Genomic DNA, 15005 nt, shown 5'->3' with positions numbered 1-15005 from the left:
CCGGCGGCACGTTTCTGCTGCGGGGCGGGGCCGCCGGGGGCGGTGGGCCCAGGGGCCCCGCAGGCCTCAGCTCTCGTCGTGGGAGACCGCGCGGCGCGCGTCAGCGTCCAGCACGCCCCAGCTGATCAGCTGCTCCGTGAGCACGGACGGCGACTGGTCGTAGATCACGGCGAGCGTGCGCAGGTCGTCCTGGCGGATCGAGAGCACCTTGCCGTTGTAGTCACCGCGCTGGCTCTGGATCGTCGCCGCGTAGCGCTGGAGCGGACCGGCCTTCTCCGGCGGGACGTGGGCCAGGCGCTCCAGGTCCAGGACGAGCTTCGGCGGCGGCTCGGCGGCCCCGCCCGGAGTCGTACCGGGCAGCAGCTCCTGCACCGGGACCCCGTAGAAATCCGCCAGCTCGGCGAGGCGCTGCACGGTCACGGCACGGTCGCCGCGCTCGTACGAACCGACCACGACGGCCTTCCAGCGGCCCTGTGACTTCTCCTCCACGCCGTGGAGGGAGAGGCCCTGCTGGGTGCGGATGGCACGGAGTTTGGCCCCGAGCTGTTTTGCGTATTCGCTGGACATATGGCTCCCCGGACGCTGGAACAGTGTGCGGCTCCGCCGCGTGGCTGGTAACTCACTGTGAGGTTACGCAGCGTTACTTGGATGCGTCAAGCCGAATGGTCCGCACCGGCACCTCCAGGGGGCGGGTCCAGGGCTTCACGCAAGCCCTGGTAACGTGGTTGACGTAATTTCGACGTCCTTTAAGGTCCGTCCCGTGAGGCGGAGAAGGAGGTCCGTTTCTTATGGACGCACAGCACGACGACACAGGCAACGCGGCACGCCCCGTTCTCGAGGCCCCCGACATCGCCCGTGTTCTGACCCGTATCGCCCACGAGATCGTCGAACGCGCCAAGGGCGCCGACGACGTGGTGCTGCTCGGCATCCCGACGCGAGGCGTCTTCCTCGCCCGTCGGCTCGCCGACAAACTCGAAGAGATCACCGGCCGGAAGATGCCGGTCGGCTCCCTCGACATCACCATGTACCGCGACGATCTGCGGCTGCGCCCCGCGCGGGCCCTGGCCCGTACCGACATCCCCGGCGAGGGGATCGAGGGCAAGCTGGTCGTCCTGGTCGACGACGTGCTCTTCTCCGGCCGCACGATCCGCGCCGCGCTCGACGCGCTCGGCGACATCGGCCGCCCGCGCGCCGTGCAGCTCGCGGTCCTCGTCGACCGCGGTCACCGCGAACTCCCGATCCGCGCCGACTACGTCGGCAAGAACCTCCCCACGTCGCTGCGGGAGACGGTCAAGGTCCAGCTCGCCGAGGAGGACGGCCGCGACGCCGTGCTGCTCGGAGTCAAGCAGGCCGCTCCCACGGACGCGCAGTAGCCCGAGCCCGCCCGTACGCCCTTCCGGGGGACCGTACGGCTGCTTCCGCGCGCCCGCACGCCTGAACGAACCCCCCTCCAGTCACCGGAGAACCCCAGATGAAGCGCCACCTCATCTCGGCCGCCGACCTCACCCGCGACGACGCCGTCCTGATCCTCGACACCGCCGAGGAGATGGCCCGGGTCGCGGACCGGCCGATCAAGAAGCTTCCGACCCTGCGCGGCCGTACCGTCGTCAACCTCTTCTTCGAGGACTCGACCCGGACCCGTATCTCCTTCGAGGCCGCCGCCAAGCGGCTCTCCGCCGACGTCATCAACTTCTCCGCCAAGGGCTCCTCCGTCTCCAAGGGCGAGTCCCTGAAGGACACCGCGCTGACCCTGGAGGCGATGGGCGCCGACGCCGTCGTCATCCGGCACGGCGCCTCCGGCGCCCCCTACCGGCTCGCCACCTCCGGCTGGATCGACGGGGCCGTGGTCAACGCCGGGGACGGCACCCACGAGCACCCCACCCAGGCCCTGCTCGACGCCTTCACCGTGCGGCGCCGCCTCGTCGGCGCCGACACCGGCCTCGGCCGGGACCTGGACGGCCGCCGGATCACGATCGTCGGCGACATCCTGCACAGCCGCGTCGCCCGCTCCAACGTCCACCTGCTCACCACCCTGGGCGCGCACGTCACCCTGGTGGCCCCGCCCACCCTGGTGCCCGTGGGCGTCGAGCGGTGGCCCTGCGACGTCAGCTACAGCCTGGACGACGTGCTGGCGCAGTCCGACGCCGTGATGATGCTGCGTGTGCAGCGCGAACGGATGAACGCCGCCTACTTCCCGACCGAGCGCGAATACTCACGCCGCTACGGCCTGGACGGCCGGCGGATGGCGAAGATGCCCGAGCACGCCATCGTCATGCACCCCGGCCCGATGGTCCGCGGCATGGAGATCACCGCCGAGGTCGCCGACTCCGACCGCTGCACGGTCGTCGAGCAGGTCGCCAACGGCGTCTCCATCCGGATGGCCGTCCTCTACCTGCTGCTCGGCGGCTCCGACACCGCCCTGTCGGCCCCTGCCCGTAACGAGAGCCCTGCCCGTACCGAGGCCCCCGCCCGTACCGAGGAGACCAAGTAACCATGAGCAAGATCCTTATCCGCGGTGCGCGGATCCTCGGCGGCGAGCCGCAGGACGTCCTGATCGACGGCGAGACGGTCGCCCAGGTGGGGACGGGCATCGACGCCCCGGACGCCACCGTGGTCGAGGCCGCCGGCCAGGTCCTGCTCCCCGGCCTCGTCGACCTCCACACCCACCTGCGCGAGCCCGGCCGCGAGGACTCCGAGACCGTCCTCACCGGCACGAAGGCGGCCGCCGCCGGTGGCTTCACCGCCGTCCACGCCATGGCCAACACCTTCCCCGTCGCCGACACCGCCGGCGTCGTCGAGCAGGTCTGGCGGCTCGGCAAGGAGTCCGGCTACTGCGACGTGCAGCCCGTCGGCGCCGTCACCGTCGGCCTGGAGGGCAAGCAGCTCGCCGAGCTCGGCGCGATGCACGACTCGGCCGCCGGGGTGAAGGTCTTCTCCGACGACGGCAAGTGCGTCGACGACGCGGTGATCATGCGCCGCGCCCTGGAGTACGTGAAGGCCTTCGACGGCGTCGTCGCCCAGCACGCCCAGGAGCCCCGCCTCACCGAGGGCGCCCAGATGAACGAGGGCGTCGTCTCCGCCGAACTCGGCCTCGGCGGCTGGCCCGCCGTCGCCGAGGAGTCGATCATCGCCCGCGACGTCCTCCTCGCCGCCCACGTCGGCTCCCGCGTCCACATCTGCCACCTCTCCACCGCCGGATCCGTGGAGATCGTCCGCTGGGCCAAGTCCAAGGGCTGGAACGTCACCGCCGAGGTCACCCCGCACCACCTCCTCCTCACCGACGAGCTGGTCCGCTCCTACAACCCCGTCTACAAGGTGAACCCGCCGCTGCGCACCGAGGCCGACGTCATGGCCCTGCGCGAGGCGCTCGCCGACGGCACGATCGACTGCGTCGCCACCGACCACGCCCCGCACCCGCACGAGGACAAGGACTGCGAGTGGGCCGCGGCCGCCATGGGCATGGTGGGCCTGGAGACCGCGCTCTCCGTCGTCCAGCAGACGATGGTGGAGACCGGCCTGATCGACTGGGCGGGCGTCGCCGACCGCATGTCGTTCCGCCCCGCGGCCATCGGCCGCCTCGAAGGACACGGCCGTCCCGTCTCGGCGGGTGAGCCCGCCAACCTCACTCTGGTCGATCCGGCATACCGTGGAGCCGTGGACCCCGCGGGCTTCGCGTCCCGCAGCCGCAACACCCCCTACGAGGGTCGTGAGCTGCCGGGCCGCGTCACCCATACCTTCCTGCGGGGCCGTGCCACGGTCGTCGACGGGAAGCTCGCGTGACAACACTGACCCCCCTGTACCTCCTTGCCGCCGAGCAGAAGTCGGCGGAAGTGACGGACTGGTCCGCCCGTATCGCCTGGGTGATCGGCCTGCTGGTCTTCATCGCCCTCGTCTACTGGCTGATGCGCCAGGGCTGGAAATGGCGTGGAAGCCTCCAGTCCGGCCTGCCCGAGCTCGCGGCCACCCCCGAGGGCTTCGCCGACGACGAGGTGCTGCTGACGCTCACCGGGCGCTACCACGCCTCCACCACCGCCGGCCAGTGGCTCGACCGGATCGTCGCGCACGGCCTCGGCACCCGCAGCCGGACCGAGCTGACGCTCACCGCGCGCGGCCTGGACGTCGTACGCCCCGGCGCGAGCGACTTCTTCATCCCGGCCGACGCCCTGCGCGAGGCCCGCCTCGACAAGGCGCTCGCGGGCAAGGTCCTCCCCGAGGGCGGCCTGCTGATCGTCACCTGGGCGCACGGCGGGACCCTGATCGACTCCGGCTTCCGCTCCGACCACGCGGCCGAGCACCAGGCCTGGGTCGACGCCGTCAACCACCTCACCAGCACTACGGAAGGCACCGCACGATGACGATCTCCACCCGGGGAGCCCAGGCTCCCGCCGTACTCGTCCTGGAGGACGGCCGCGCGTTCCGCGGTCGTGCCTACGGGGCCGTGGGGGAGACCTTCGGCGAGGCGGTGTTCTCCACCGGCATGACCGGCTACCAGGAAACCCTCACCGACCCCTCCTACCACCGTCAGGTGGTCGTGATGACGGCTCCGCACGTCGGGAACACCGGCGTGAACGACGAGGACCCCGAGTCGGGCCGTATCTGGGTCTCGGGCTACGTCGTCCGCGACCCCGCCCGCAAGCCGTCCAACTGGCGCTCACGCCGCACGCTGGACGAGGAACTCCAGGCCCAGGGGGTCGTCGGGATCAGCGGTGTGGACACGCGTGCGCTGACCCGGCATCTGCGGGAGCGGGGCGCGATGCGGGTGGGGATCTTCTCCGGGAACGCGATCGCTGACGAGGGCACCCTGCTGGCCAAGGTGCGCCAGGCCCCCGAGATGACCGGTGCGGACCTGTCCGCCGAGGTCGCCACCAAGGAGGCGTACGTCGTTCCGGCGATCGGGACGAAGAAGTTCACGGTCGCGGCGGTCGACCTGGGCATCAAGGGCATGACCCCGCACCGGATGGCGGAACGCGGCATCGAGGTGCACGTCCTGCCGGCGACGGCGTCGCTGGAGGAGGTGTACGCGGTCGAGCCGGACGGCGTGTTCTTCTCCAACGGTCCCGGTGACCCGTCCACCGCCGACCACCCGGTGGCCCTCATGCGGGGTGTCCTGGAGCGTTCCACCCCGCTCTTCGGCATCTGCTTCGGCAACCAGATCCTCGGCCGCGCGCTGGGCTTCGGCACCTACAAGCTGAAGTACGGGCACCGCGGCATCAACCAGCCGGTGCAGGACCGCACCACCGGCAAGGTCGAGGTCACCGCGCACAACCACGGCTTCGCCGTCGACGCCCCCCTGGACAAGGTGTCCGACACGGAGTTCGGCCGCGCCGAGGTATCCCACGTCTGCCTGAACGACCAGGTCGTCGAAGGCCTCCAGCTCCTGGACCGGCCCGCCTTCAGCGTCCAGTACCACCCCGAGGCGGCTGCGGGCCCGCACGACGCCGCGTACCTGTTCGACCGTTTCGTCTCCCTGATGGAGGGCCAGCGTGCCTAAGCGCTCCGATATCCAGTCCGTCCTGGTCATCGGCTCGGGTCCGATCGTCATCGGCCAGGCCGCCGAGTTCGACTACTCCGGCACCCAGGCCTGCCGGGTGCTGAAGGCCGAGGGCCTGCGGGTCATCCTGGTCAACTCCAACCCCGCCACGATCATGACCGACCCCGAGATCGCCGACGCCACCTACGTCGAGCCGATCACCCCGGAGTTCGTCGAGAAGATCATCGCCAAGGAGCGCCCCGACGCGCTCCTGCCCACCCTGGGCGGCCAGACCGCGCTCAACACGGCGATCTCCATGCACGAGCAGGGCGTGCTGGAGAAGTACGGGGTCGAGCTGATCGGCGCCAACGTCGAGGCGATCAACAAGGGCGAGGACCGCGACCTGTTCAAGGGCGTCGTCGAGGCCGTCAAGGCGAAGATCGGCTACGGCGAGTCCGCCCGCTCGGTCATCTGCCACTCCATGGACGACGTCATCGCCGGGGTCGACACGCTCGGCGGCTACCCCGTCGTCGTACGCCCCTCCTTCACCATGGGCGGCGCCGGCTCCGGCTTCGCCCACGACGAGGACGAGCTGCGCCGCATCGCCGGCCAGGGTCTGACCCTGTCCCCGACCACCGAGGTGCTCCTGGAGGAGTCGATCCTGGGGTGGAAGGAGTACGAGCTGGAGCTGATGCGCGACAAGAACGACAACGTCGTGGTCGTGTGCTCCATCGAGAACTTCGACCCGATGGGTGTCCACACCGGTGACTCGATCACCGTCGCCCCCGCGATGACCCTCACCGACCGCGAGTACCAGCGGCTGCGCGACGTCGGGATCGCGATCATCCGCGAGGTGGGCGTCGACACCGGCGGCTGCAACATCCAGTTCGCGATCGACCCCACCGACGGGCGGGTCATCGTCATCGAGATGAACCCCCGCGTCTCCCGCTCCTCCGCCCTCGCCTCCAAGGCCACCGGTTTCCCGATCGCGAAGATCGCCGCGAAGCTGGCCGTGGGGTACACGCTGGACGAGATTCCCAACGACATCACGGAGAAGACCCCGGCCTCGTTCGAGCCGACGCTCGACTACGTGGTGGTGAAGGCTCCGCGGTTCGCGTTCGAGAAGTTCCCCTCCGCCGACTCCACCCTCACCACCACCATGAAGTCGGTGGGAGAGGCGATGGCGATCGGCCGGAACTTCACCGAAGCCCTCCAGAAGGCGCTGCGCTCCCTGGAGAAGAAGGGTTCCCAGTTCGCCTTCACCGGCCCGGTCGGTGACAAGGCCGAGCTGCTGGCCGAGGCGGTCCGGCCCACGGACGGCCGGATCAACACGGTCATGCAGGCCATCCGGGCCGGTGCCACGCAGGAGGAGGTCTTCGAGGCGACGAAGATCGACCCCTGGTTCGTGGACCAGCTGTTCCTGATCAAGGAGTACGCGGACGAGCTGGCCTCGGCCGAGCGTCTGGACGCCGACCTGATCGCGGAGGCCAAGCGGCACGGCTTCTCCGACGCCCAGATCGGTGAGATCCGGGGCCTGCGCGAGGACGTCGTGCGCGAGGTGCGCCACGCGCTGGGCATCCGCCCGGTCTACAAGACGGTTGACACGTGCGCGGCGGAGTTCGCGGCGAAGACGCCGTACTTCTACTCCTCCTACGACGAGGAGTCCGAGGTAGCCCCCCGCACGAAGCCGGCGGTGATCATCCTCGGTTCGGGGCCGAACCGGATCGGGCAGGGCATCGAGTTCGACTACTCCTGTGTCCACGCCTCCTTCGCGCTGAGCGACGCCGGCTACGAGACGGTGATGGTCAACTGCAACCCGGAGACGGTCTCCACGGACTACGACACCTCCGACCGGCTCTACTTCGAGCCGCTCACCCTGGAGGACGTCCTGGAGATCGTCCACGCCGAGTCCCTGGCGGGCCCGATCGCCGGTGTCATCGTGCAGCTGGGCGGCCAGACCCCGCTGGGCCTGTCGCAGGCGCTGAAGGACAACGGCGTCCCCGTCGTCGGCACCCCGCCCGAAGCCATCCACGCGGCCGAGGACCGCGGCGCGTTCGGCCGGGTCCTGGCCGAGGCCGGGCTCCCCGCCCCGAAGCACGGCACCGCCACCACCTTCGCCGGCGCCAAGGCCATCGCCGACGAGATCGGCTACCCGGTCCTGGTCCGCCCGTCCTACGTGCTGGGCGGACGAGGCATGGAGATCGTCTACGACGAGACGCGCCTGGAGTCCTACATCGCGGAGTCCACCGAGATCAGCTCCACCCGCCCCGTCCTGGTGGACCGGTTCCTGGACGACGCGATCGAGATCGACGTGGACGCCCTCTACGACGGCACCGAGCTCTACCTCGGCGGCGTCATGGAGCACATCGAGGAAGCCGGCATCCACTCCGGCGACTCCGCCTGCGCCCTGCCGCCGATCACGCTGGGCGGGTTCGACATCAAGCGGCTGCGGGCCTCGACCGAGGCCATCGCCAAGGGCGTCGGGGTGCGCGGGCTGATCAACATCCAGTTCGCGCTGTCGGGGGACATCCTCTACGTCCTGGAGGCCAACCCCCGCGCCTCCCGCACGGTCCCCTTCACCTCCAAGGCCACCGCCGTGCCCCTGGCGAAGGCCGCCGCCCGTATCTCGCTGGGCGCGACCGTCGCCGAACTGCGCACCGAGGGCCTGCTGCCGAAGACCGGCGACGGCGGCACCCTGCCGCTGGACGCGCCGATCTCCGTCAAGGAGGCCGTCATGCCGTGGTCCCGCTTCCGGGACATCCACGGCCGCGGCGTCGACACCGTCCTGGGCCCGGAGATGCGCTCCACCGGCGAGGTGATGGGCATCGACTCCGCCTTCGGGACGGCGTACGCCAAGTCCCAGGCCGGGGCGTACGGTCCGCTGCCCACCTCCGGGCGGGCGTTCATCTCGGTGGCGAACCGGGACAAGCGGTCCATGATCTTCCCGGCCCGTGAGCTGGTCGCGCACGGGTTCGAGCTGATGGCCACCTCCGGTACGGCCGAGGTCCTCAAGCGCAACGGGATCAACGCCACGATCGTGCGCAAGCAGTCCGAGGGGGAGGGCCCCGACGGGGAGAAGACGATCGTCCAGCTCATCCATGACGGGCAGGTCGACCTCATCGTCAACACCCCCTACGGCACCGGCGGCCGTCTCGACGGCTACGAGATCCGTACCGCCGCCGTCGCCCGCTCCGTGCCCTGCCTGACCACGGTCCAGGCGCTCGCCGCGGCCGTTCAGGGCATCGACGCCCTCAACCACGGCGACGTCGGTGTCCGCTCCCTCCAGGAGCACGCCGAACGTCTGACGGCGACGCGCGACTAGCAGCCCAGCAGGGGGACACCGGAAACGGTGTCCCCCTCTCTGTGAGGACATCTCCCCATGTACAAGTTCTTCTTCCGGCTGGTCTTCAAGCGGATGGACCCCGAGCGGGCCCACCACACCGCCGTCCGCTGGATCCGCCTCGCCGCCCGCGTCCCCGTCCTGCGCACCTTCGTCGCGGCCGCTCTCGCGCCCCGCCACAAGGAGCTGCGCACCGAGGCGCTGGGCCTGCGGATGCACGGCCCCTTCGGGCTGGCCGCCGGCTTCGACAAGAACGCGGTCGCGATCGACGGCATGGCGATGCTCGGCTTCGACCACGTCGAGATCGGCACCGTCACCGGCGAACCGCAGCCCGGCAACCCCAAGCGGCGCCTCTTCCGCCTCGTCGCGGACCGCGCGCTGATCAACCGCATGGGCTTCAACAACGAGGGCTCCGCCGCCGTCGCCGCCCGTCTCGCGTCCCGTAACCCGGTCTTCCGCACCACGGTCGGCGTCAACATCGGCAAGACCAAGGTCGTGCCGGAGGCCGAGGCCGCCGCCGACTACGTGAAGTCCACCGAGCGGCTGGCCGCCCACGCCGACTACCTGGTCGTCAACGTCTCCTCGCCCAACACGCCCGGCCTGCGCAACCTTCAGGCCACCGAGTCGCTGCGGCCGCTGCTGACCGCCGTGCGCGAGGCCGCCGACCGCACCGTCACCGCCCGGCGCGTACCGCTGCTCGTCAAGATCGCCCCGGACCTCGCGGACGAGGACGTGGACGCGGTCGCCGACCTCGCCGTGGAGCTGGGTCTCGACGGGATCATCGCCACCAACACCACCATCGCCCGCGAGGGGCTCGGCCTGCGGTCGGACCCGGCCCTGGTCGCGGAGGCCGGCGGGCTCTCGGGCGCTCCCCTCAAGGAGCGCTCCCTGGCGGTCCTGAGCCGCCTGTACGCCCGTGTGGGGGACCGGATCACCCTGGTGGGCGTCGGGGGCGTGGAGAGCGCCGAGGACGCCTGGCAGCGCATCCTGGCCGGTGCCACCCTCGTACAGGGCTACAGCGCCTTCATCTACGAGGGTCCCTTCTACGCACGCGCGATCCACAAGGGCCTCGCCGCCCGGCTCGCCGCGTCCCCGTACGCCACCCTCGCCGAGGCCGTCGGCGCCGAGACCCGGAAGAAGGCCGCCCTGTGACCTCCGAACCCTTCGGCGCCCGGCTGCGCCACGCCATGGACACCCGCGGGCCGCTCTGCGTCGGCATCGACCCGCACGCCTCCCTGCTCACCTCCTGGGGGCTGAACGACGACATCGGGGGCCTGGAGCGCTTCACCCGGACCGTCGTCGAGGCGCTGGCCGACCGGGTCGCCGTCCTCAAGCCGCAGTCGGCGTTCTTCGAGCGGTTCGGCTCGCGCGGCATCGCCGTACTGGAGAAGGCGGTCCAGGAGGCACGCGCCGCCGGGGCGCTGGTCCTGATGGACGCCAAGCGCGGCGACATCGGCTCCACCATGGGCGCCTACGCGGCGACCTACCTGGACAAGGACTCCCCGCTCTTCTCCGACGCGGTCACTCTCTCCCCGTACCTCGGGTTCGGCTCGCTGCGTCCGGCGCTGGACGCGGCCGCCGTCTCCGGCGCGGGCGTCTTCGTCCTGGCGCTCACCTCGAACCCGGAGGGCGCCGAGGTCCAGCGCGCCACCGCCGCCGACGGCCGCTCGCTGGGCCAGCTGATGCTCGACCACATGGCGGCGGAGAACCGGGGCGCGGCTCCGCTCGGCTCGGTCGGCGCGGTGGTCGGCGCGACGCTCGGCGACGCGGGGGTGGACCTGGCGATCAACGGACCGCTCCTCGCGCCCGGCATCGGCGCCCAGGGGGCGACCCCGGCGGATCTTCCGGCGGTCTTCGGCGACGCGGTCGGCAACGTCGTGCCCAGCGTGAGCCGGGGCGTGCTGCGCCACGGTCCGGACGCGTCCGGGCTGCGCGAAGCGGCCGGACGGTTCGCGGACGAGGTCCGCGGAGCCGTCTCCGGCAGTTGACCCTGGCACGTTTACAGGTTGTTGACGAATTACTGGCCCGAAACCCGGTGGTTATGCGGTAAATGTCCTGGTCGGCCAAGGCTGACCAGGACTTTTCGTCTGTTCTCGCTGACTACAGCGGTCCTGGCCGCTAGTCTCCGTCGAGAGCAGCCGAGCAGAGTGTGTTCGTCGCTCACCTGGTGGAGGGCGTCCAGCTTCCCCACCGGTCCGTATCCGACAGATCGACATCCGAGGTGACGTAGGCGTGGCTCTTCCGCCCCTTACCCCTGAACAGCGCGCAGCCGCGCTCGAAAAGGCCGCCGCGGCTCGCCGGGAGCGGGCCGAGGTCAAGAATCGACTCAAGCACTCCGGCGCCTCCCTCCACGAGGTCATCAAGCAGGGCCAGGAGAACGACGTCATCGGCAAGATGAAGGTCTCCGCCCTCCTGGAGTCCCTGCCGGGCGTCGGCAAGGTCCGTGCCAAGCAGATCATGGAGCGTCTCGGCATCTCCGAAAGCCGCCGGGTCCGGGGACTCGGCTCCAACCAGATCGCATCCCTGGAGCGTGAGTTCGGCGGCAGTCCCGCCTGACGTTCTCAGGCACTCCTGAGAACCTGGATAATCGCTCCATGGCTGCAACATCCCGGGGGACGTCCCCCGCACCCCCGGACGTACGTCCGCGGCTGACCGTGCTCTCCGGCCCCTCAGGGGTCGGCAAGAGCACGGTCGTCGCTCATATGCGCACCGTGCACCCCGAGGTCTGGCTCTCCGTGTCGGCGACGACCCGCAAGCCCCGCCCCGGGGAGCGCAACGGTGTCCACTACTTCTTCGTCGACGACGAGGAGTTCGACAAGCTCGTCGCCAACGGTGAGCTGCTGGAGTGGGCCGAGTTCGCGGGCAACCGCTACGGCACGCCCCGCCGCGCCGTCCTCGACCGCCTGGAGGCGGGCGAGCCGGTCCTGCTGGAGATCGACCTCCAGGGCGCCCGGCTGGTCCGCCAGTCGATGTCCGACGCGCGGCTGGTCTTCCTGGCCCCGCCGAGCTGGGAGGAGCTGGTGCGCCGGCTCACCGGCCGGGGCACCGAGGCGCCCGAGGTGATCGAGCGCAGGCTCAGCGCCGCGAAGGTCGAACTGGCCGCAGAGGCCGAGTTCGATACGACGCTCGTCAACACCTCCGTCGAGGACGTGGCCCGTGAGCTGCTAACGTTGATGCTTCAGGCTTAGATCTCTTTGATCTTTGATCTTTACCCCCTTCGGAAGGCAGAGAGTGTCCTCTTCCATCACCACGCCCGAGGGCATCATCAACCCGCCGATTGATGAGCTCCTCGAGGCCACCGACTCGAAGTACAGCCTGGTCATCTACGCCGCCAAGCGCGCGCGTCAGATCAACGCGTACTACTCGCAGCTCGGCGAAGGCCTCCTCGAGTACGTCGGTCCGCTCGTCGACACCCACGTGCACGAGAAGCCGCTGTCGATCGCGCTCCGCGAGATCAACGCGGGCCTCCTGACCTCCGAGCCCATCGAGGGCCCCGCGCAGTAAGCAGGACAGCACCTCTTTCCCCTCTCAGGCCCGGCGGCCCGTCCGCCGGGCCTGAGGTGTGTCCGGGGCCGGGTGAACGCGCGCGGTGCGGTGAGGCAGCATGGGAGTCACGTTCTACGTTGCCGAGTGCGGGGAGACGCAGTGGACAAGCCGAAGGTCGTCCTGGGGGTCAGCGGGGGCATCGCCGCCTACAAGGCGTGCGAGCTGCTGCGCCGGCTGACCGAGTCCGGGCACGATGTACGGGTCGTCCCGACCGCCTCGTCGCTGCACTTCGTCGGCGCCGCCACTTGGTCCGCGCTCTCCGGCCACCCCGTCTCCGACCAGGTCTGGGACGACGTGCACGAGGTGCCCCACGTACGGATCGGACAGGGCGCCGACCTCGTCGTCGTCGCCCCGGCCACCGCCGACACGCTGGCCAAGGCCGCCCACGGCCTCGCCGACGACCTGCTCACCAACACGCTCCTGACCGCCCGCTGTCCGGTGGTCTTCGCCCCCGCCATGCACACCGAGATGTGGGAGCACCCGGCCACCCAGGAGAACGTCGCCACGCTGCGCCGCCGAGGCGCCGTCGTCATCGAGCCCGCGGTGGGGCGGCTGACCGGCGTCGACACCGGCAAGGGCCGGCTGCCCGACCCGGGCGAGATCTTCGAGGTCTGCCGCCGGGTGCTGGCGCGCGGGGTCGCCGAACCCGACCTCGCGGGCCGCCACGTGGTGATCAGCGCGGGCGGCACCCGTGAGCCCCTGGACCCGGTGCGCTACCTCGGCAACCGCTCCTCCGGCAAGCAGGGGTACGCGCTGGCGCGCACCGCCGTGGCCCGGGGCGCCCGCGTCACCCTGATCGAGGCCAACACCCAGCTGCCCGACCCGGCCGGGGCCGACGTCGTACGGGTCGGCACGGCGCTCCAGCTGCGGGAGGCCGTCCTGAAGGCGGCCGCGGAGGCGGACGTCGTGGTGATGGCGGCGGCGGTGGCCGACTTCCGGCCCGCCGAGTACGCCTCGGGCAAGATCAAGAAGAAGGACGGCGAGGAGGCGCCCGTCGTCACCCTGGTCCGCAACCCCGACATCCTCGCCGAGGTCGCCACCGAGCGGGCCCGGCCGGCGCAGATCGTGGTGGGCTTCGCCGCCGAGACCGATGACGTCCTGGCCAACGGCCGGGCCAAACTGCGCCGCAAGGGGTGCGATCTTCTCGTGGTCAACGAGGTGGGGGAGCGCCGGACGTTCGGCTCCGAGGAGAACGAGGCGGTCGTCCTCGCCGTGGACGGATCGGAGACCCCGGTGCCGTACGGACCCAAGGAAGCGCTCGCCGACACGGTCTGGGACCTGGTGTCGAGAAGGTTCCCACAGATGTGACAATCAACCCCTCGGCTCAGCCGTAGTGGGGCATAACAGGAGGAAATCTCTGCCCGAAAGGGTGGATTATCCTTCAGGTGTCCGCCGCGTCACGGGCTGTCGCACTCCAAAGTGCGAGACGCATGCCCCGCGCGGCGGGCGCGACCGATAAACTGGTCGACGGTTACGTGCCGAGCGCAGCTCTCGGCCGTACCAACCATGATCAGCCAGCAGCCGCTGCAACCCCAGGGAGCGATGTGTCCCGCCGTCTCTTCACCTCGGAATCTGTCACCGAGGGTCACCCCGACAAGATCGCTGACCAGATCAGCGACACGATTCTCGACGCGCTCCTGCGCGACGACCCCGCCTCGCGCGTCGCCGTCGAGACCTTGATCACCACCGGTCTGGTGCATGTCGCGGGCGAGGTCACGACCAAGGCCTACGCCGACATCCCCAACCTCGTGCGCAACAAGGTGCTGGAGATCGGCTACGACTCCTCCAAAAAGGGCTTCGACGGTGCCTCCTGCGGCGTCTCGGTCTCCATCGGCGCGCAGTCGCCGGACATCGCGCAGGGCGTCGACACCGCGTACGAGAAGCGGGTCGAGGGCGATGAGGACGAGCTCGACAAGCAGGGCGCCGGCGACCAGGGCCTGATGTTCGGGTACGCCTGCGACGAGACCCCCGAGCTCATGCCGCTCCCGGTCCACATCGCGCACCGCCTCTCGCGGCGTCTGTCCGAGGTGCGCAAGAACGGGACCATCCCGTACCTGCGCCCCGACGGCAAGACGCAGGTCACCATCGAGTACGACGGTGACAAGGCGGTCCGCCTGGACACCGTGGTCGTCTCCTCGCAGCACGCCAGCGACATCGACCTGGACTCGCTGCTCGCGCCCGACATCCGCGAGTTCGTCGTCGAGCACGTGCTCACACAGCTCGTCGAGGACGGCATCAAGCTGGACACCGAGGGCTACCGCCTCCTGGTGAACCCGACCGGCCGCTTCGAGATCGGCGGCCCGATGGGCGACGCCGGCCTGACCGGCCGCAAGATCATCATCGACACGTACGGCGGCATGGCCCGCCACGGCGGCGGCGCCTTCTCGGGCAAGGACCCGTCCAAGGTCGACCGCTCCGCCGCGTACGCGATGCGCTGGGTCGCCAAGAACGTGGTGGCCGCCGGGCTCGCCACCCGCTGCGAGGTCCAGGTCGCCTACGCGATCGGCAAGGCCGAGCCGGTCGGCCTCTTCGTCGAGACCTTCGGCACCGCCGCCGTCGACACGGAGAAGATCGAGAACGCCATCGGTGAGGTCTTCGACCTGCGCCCGGCCGCGATCATCCGCGACCTCGACCTGCTGCGCCCGATCT

General features: G+C 70.4%; 14 protein-coding genes. 13 read left to right on the top strand and 1 reads right to left on the bottom strand.

The annotated features are described in order from the left end of the window. Positions 1–66: 66 nt before the first annotated feature. Positions 67–567 carry a transcriptional regulator BldD gene (gene bldD / locus AB0917_RS29650; protein ID WP_006123181.1) on the bottom strand — a complete coding sequence of 167 codons (501 nt, stop codon included), beginning with the start codon at positions 565–567 and terminating at the stop codon, positions 67–69. A gap of 221 nt (positions 568–788) precedes the next feature. Between bldD and pyrR the strand changes: the two genes are divergently transcribed. The 13 genes from pyrR to metK form a co-directional block, all read left to right on the top strand. After that, on the top strand, positions 789–1373 hold the full coding sequence (gene pyrR, locus AB0917_RS29645; RefSeq protein ID WP_366822752.1) for a bifunctional pyr operon transcriptional regulator/uracil phosphoribosyltransferase PyrR: 585 nt from the start codon (positions 789–791) through the stop codon (positions 1371–1373). Between the two features lie 98 nt (positions 1374–1471). Further along, positions 1472–2491: an aspartate carbamoyltransferase catalytic subunit gene (locus tag AB0917_RS29640; RefSeq protein ID WP_366822750.1), complete on the top strand. Its 1020-nt coding sequence runs from the start codon at positions 1472–1474 to the stop codon at positions 2489–2491. A 2-nt stretch (positions 2492–2493) separates the two neighbouring features. Beyond that, positions 2494–3780: a dihydroorotase gene (locus tag AB0917_RS29635; RefSeq protein WP_366822749.1), complete on the top strand. Its 1287-nt coding sequence runs from the start codon at positions 2494–2496 to the stop codon at positions 3778–3780. Then, complete coding sequence (locus tag AB0917_RS29630) at positions 3777–4355, top strand: hypothetical protein (protein WP_366822748.1); 579 nt, start codon at positions 3777–3779, stop codon at positions 4353–4355. Before AB0917_RS29635 ends, AB0917_RS29630 begins: the two co-directional genes overlap by 4 nt. Beyond that, positions 4352–5491: a glutamine-hydrolyzing carbamoyl-phosphate synthase small subunit gene (gene carA, locus AB0917_RS29625; RefSeq protein ID WP_366822747.1), complete on the top strand. Its 1140-nt coding sequence runs from the start codon at positions 4352–4354 to the stop codon at positions 5489–5491. The genes AB0917_RS29630 and carA overlap by 4 nt, the downstream gene beginning before the upstream one ends. Beyond that, positions 5484–8792 (top strand): carbamoyl-phosphate synthase large subunit, encoded by a 3309-nt coding sequence (carB, locus tag AB0917_RS29620; protein ID WP_366822746.1) that lies wholly within the window; start codon positions 5484–5486, stop codon positions 8790–8792. The genes carA and carB overlap by 8 nt, the downstream gene beginning before the upstream one ends. A 57-nt stretch (positions 8793–8849) precedes the next feature. Beyond that, positions 8850–9962 carry a quinone-dependent dihydroorotate dehydrogenase gene (locus AB0917_RS29615; protein ID WP_366822745.1) on the top strand — a complete coding sequence of 371 codons (1113 nt, stop codon included), beginning with the start codon at positions 8850–8852 and terminating at the stop codon, positions 9960–9962. Continuing rightward, positions 9959–10798: an orotidine-5'-phosphate decarboxylase gene (gene pyrF / locus AB0917_RS29610; protein ID WP_366822744.1), complete on the top strand. Its 840-nt coding sequence runs from the start codon at positions 9959–9961 to the stop codon at positions 10796–10798. The genes AB0917_RS29615 and pyrF overlap by 4 nt, the downstream gene beginning before the upstream one ends. Positions 10799–11042: 244 nt before the next feature. Then, complete coding sequence (locus AB0917_RS29605) at positions 11043–11366, top strand: integration host factor (RefSeq protein WP_003970367.1); 324 nt, start codon at positions 11043–11045, stop codon at positions 11364–11366. A gap of 38 nt (positions 11367–11404) precedes the next feature. Then, a complete protein-coding gene (gene gmk, locus AB0917_RS29600; protein WP_366822743.1) occupies positions 11405–11998 on the top strand; it encodes a guanylate kinase in 594 nt (197 codons plus the stop codon). Between the two features lie 43 nt (positions 11999–12041). Continuing rightward, positions 12042–12314 carry a DNA-directed RNA polymerase subunit omega gene (rpoZ, locus tag AB0917_RS29595; protein ID WP_015607348.1) on the top strand — a complete coding sequence of 91 codons (273 nt, stop codon included), beginning with the start codon at positions 12042–12044 and terminating at the stop codon, positions 12312–12314. A 141-nt stretch (positions 12315–12455) separates the two neighbouring features. Next, the gene (gene coaBC / locus AB0917_RS29590; protein ID WP_366822742.1) at positions 12456–13664 is read left to right on the top strand and encodes a bifunctional phosphopantothenoylcysteine decarboxylase/phosphopantothenate--cysteine ligase CoaBC; all 1209 of its coding nucleotides are present in this window, start codon (positions 12456–12458) and stop codon (positions 13662–13664) included. Positions 13665–13900: 236 nt separating this feature from the next. Next, positions 13901–15005: methionine adenosyltransferase (gene metK / locus AB0917_RS29585; RefSeq protein WP_366822741.1), on the top strand; the 1105-nt coding region annotated here is incomplete at its 3' end.

The organism is Streptomyces sp. NPDC007346 (genome assembly GCF_040703535.1).
Classification (GTDB): domain Bacteria; phylum Actinomycetota; class Actinomycetes; order Streptomycetales; family Streptomycetaceae; genus Streptomyces.
Note: the sequence above shows the minus strand (reverse complement) of the source record. Positions and strands in the feature narration are given on the sequence as shown.

Bases quoted from the DNA above. Each gene is read 5' to 3' on its own strand.
- bldD (WP_006123181.1), bottom strand. From the start codon at position 567: ATGTCCAGCGAATACGCAAAACAGCTCGGGGCCAAACTCCGTGCCATC.
- pyrR (WP_366822752.1), top strand. From the start codon at position 789: ATGGACGCACAGCACGACGACACAGGCAACGCGGCACGCCCCGTTCTC.
- AB0917_RS29640 (WP_366822750.1), top strand. From the start codon at position 1,472: ATGAAGCGCCACCTCATCTCGGCCGCCGACCTCACCCGCGACGACGCC.
- AB0917_RS29635 (WP_366822749.1), top strand. From the start codon at position 2,494: ATGAGCAAGATCCTTATCCGCGGTGCGCGGATCCTCGGCGGCGAGCCG.
- carA (WP_366822747.1), top strand. From the start codon at position 4,352: ATGACGATCTCCACCCGGGGAGCCCAGGCTCCCGCCGTACTCGTCCTG.
- AB0917_RS29615 (WP_366822745.1), top strand. From the start codon at position 8,850: ATGTACAAGTTCTTCTTCCGGCTGGTCTTCAAGCGGATGGACCCCGAG.
- gmk (WP_366822743.1), top strand. From the start codon at position 11,405: ATGGCTGCAACATCCCGGGGGACGTCCCCCGCACCCCCGGACGTACGT.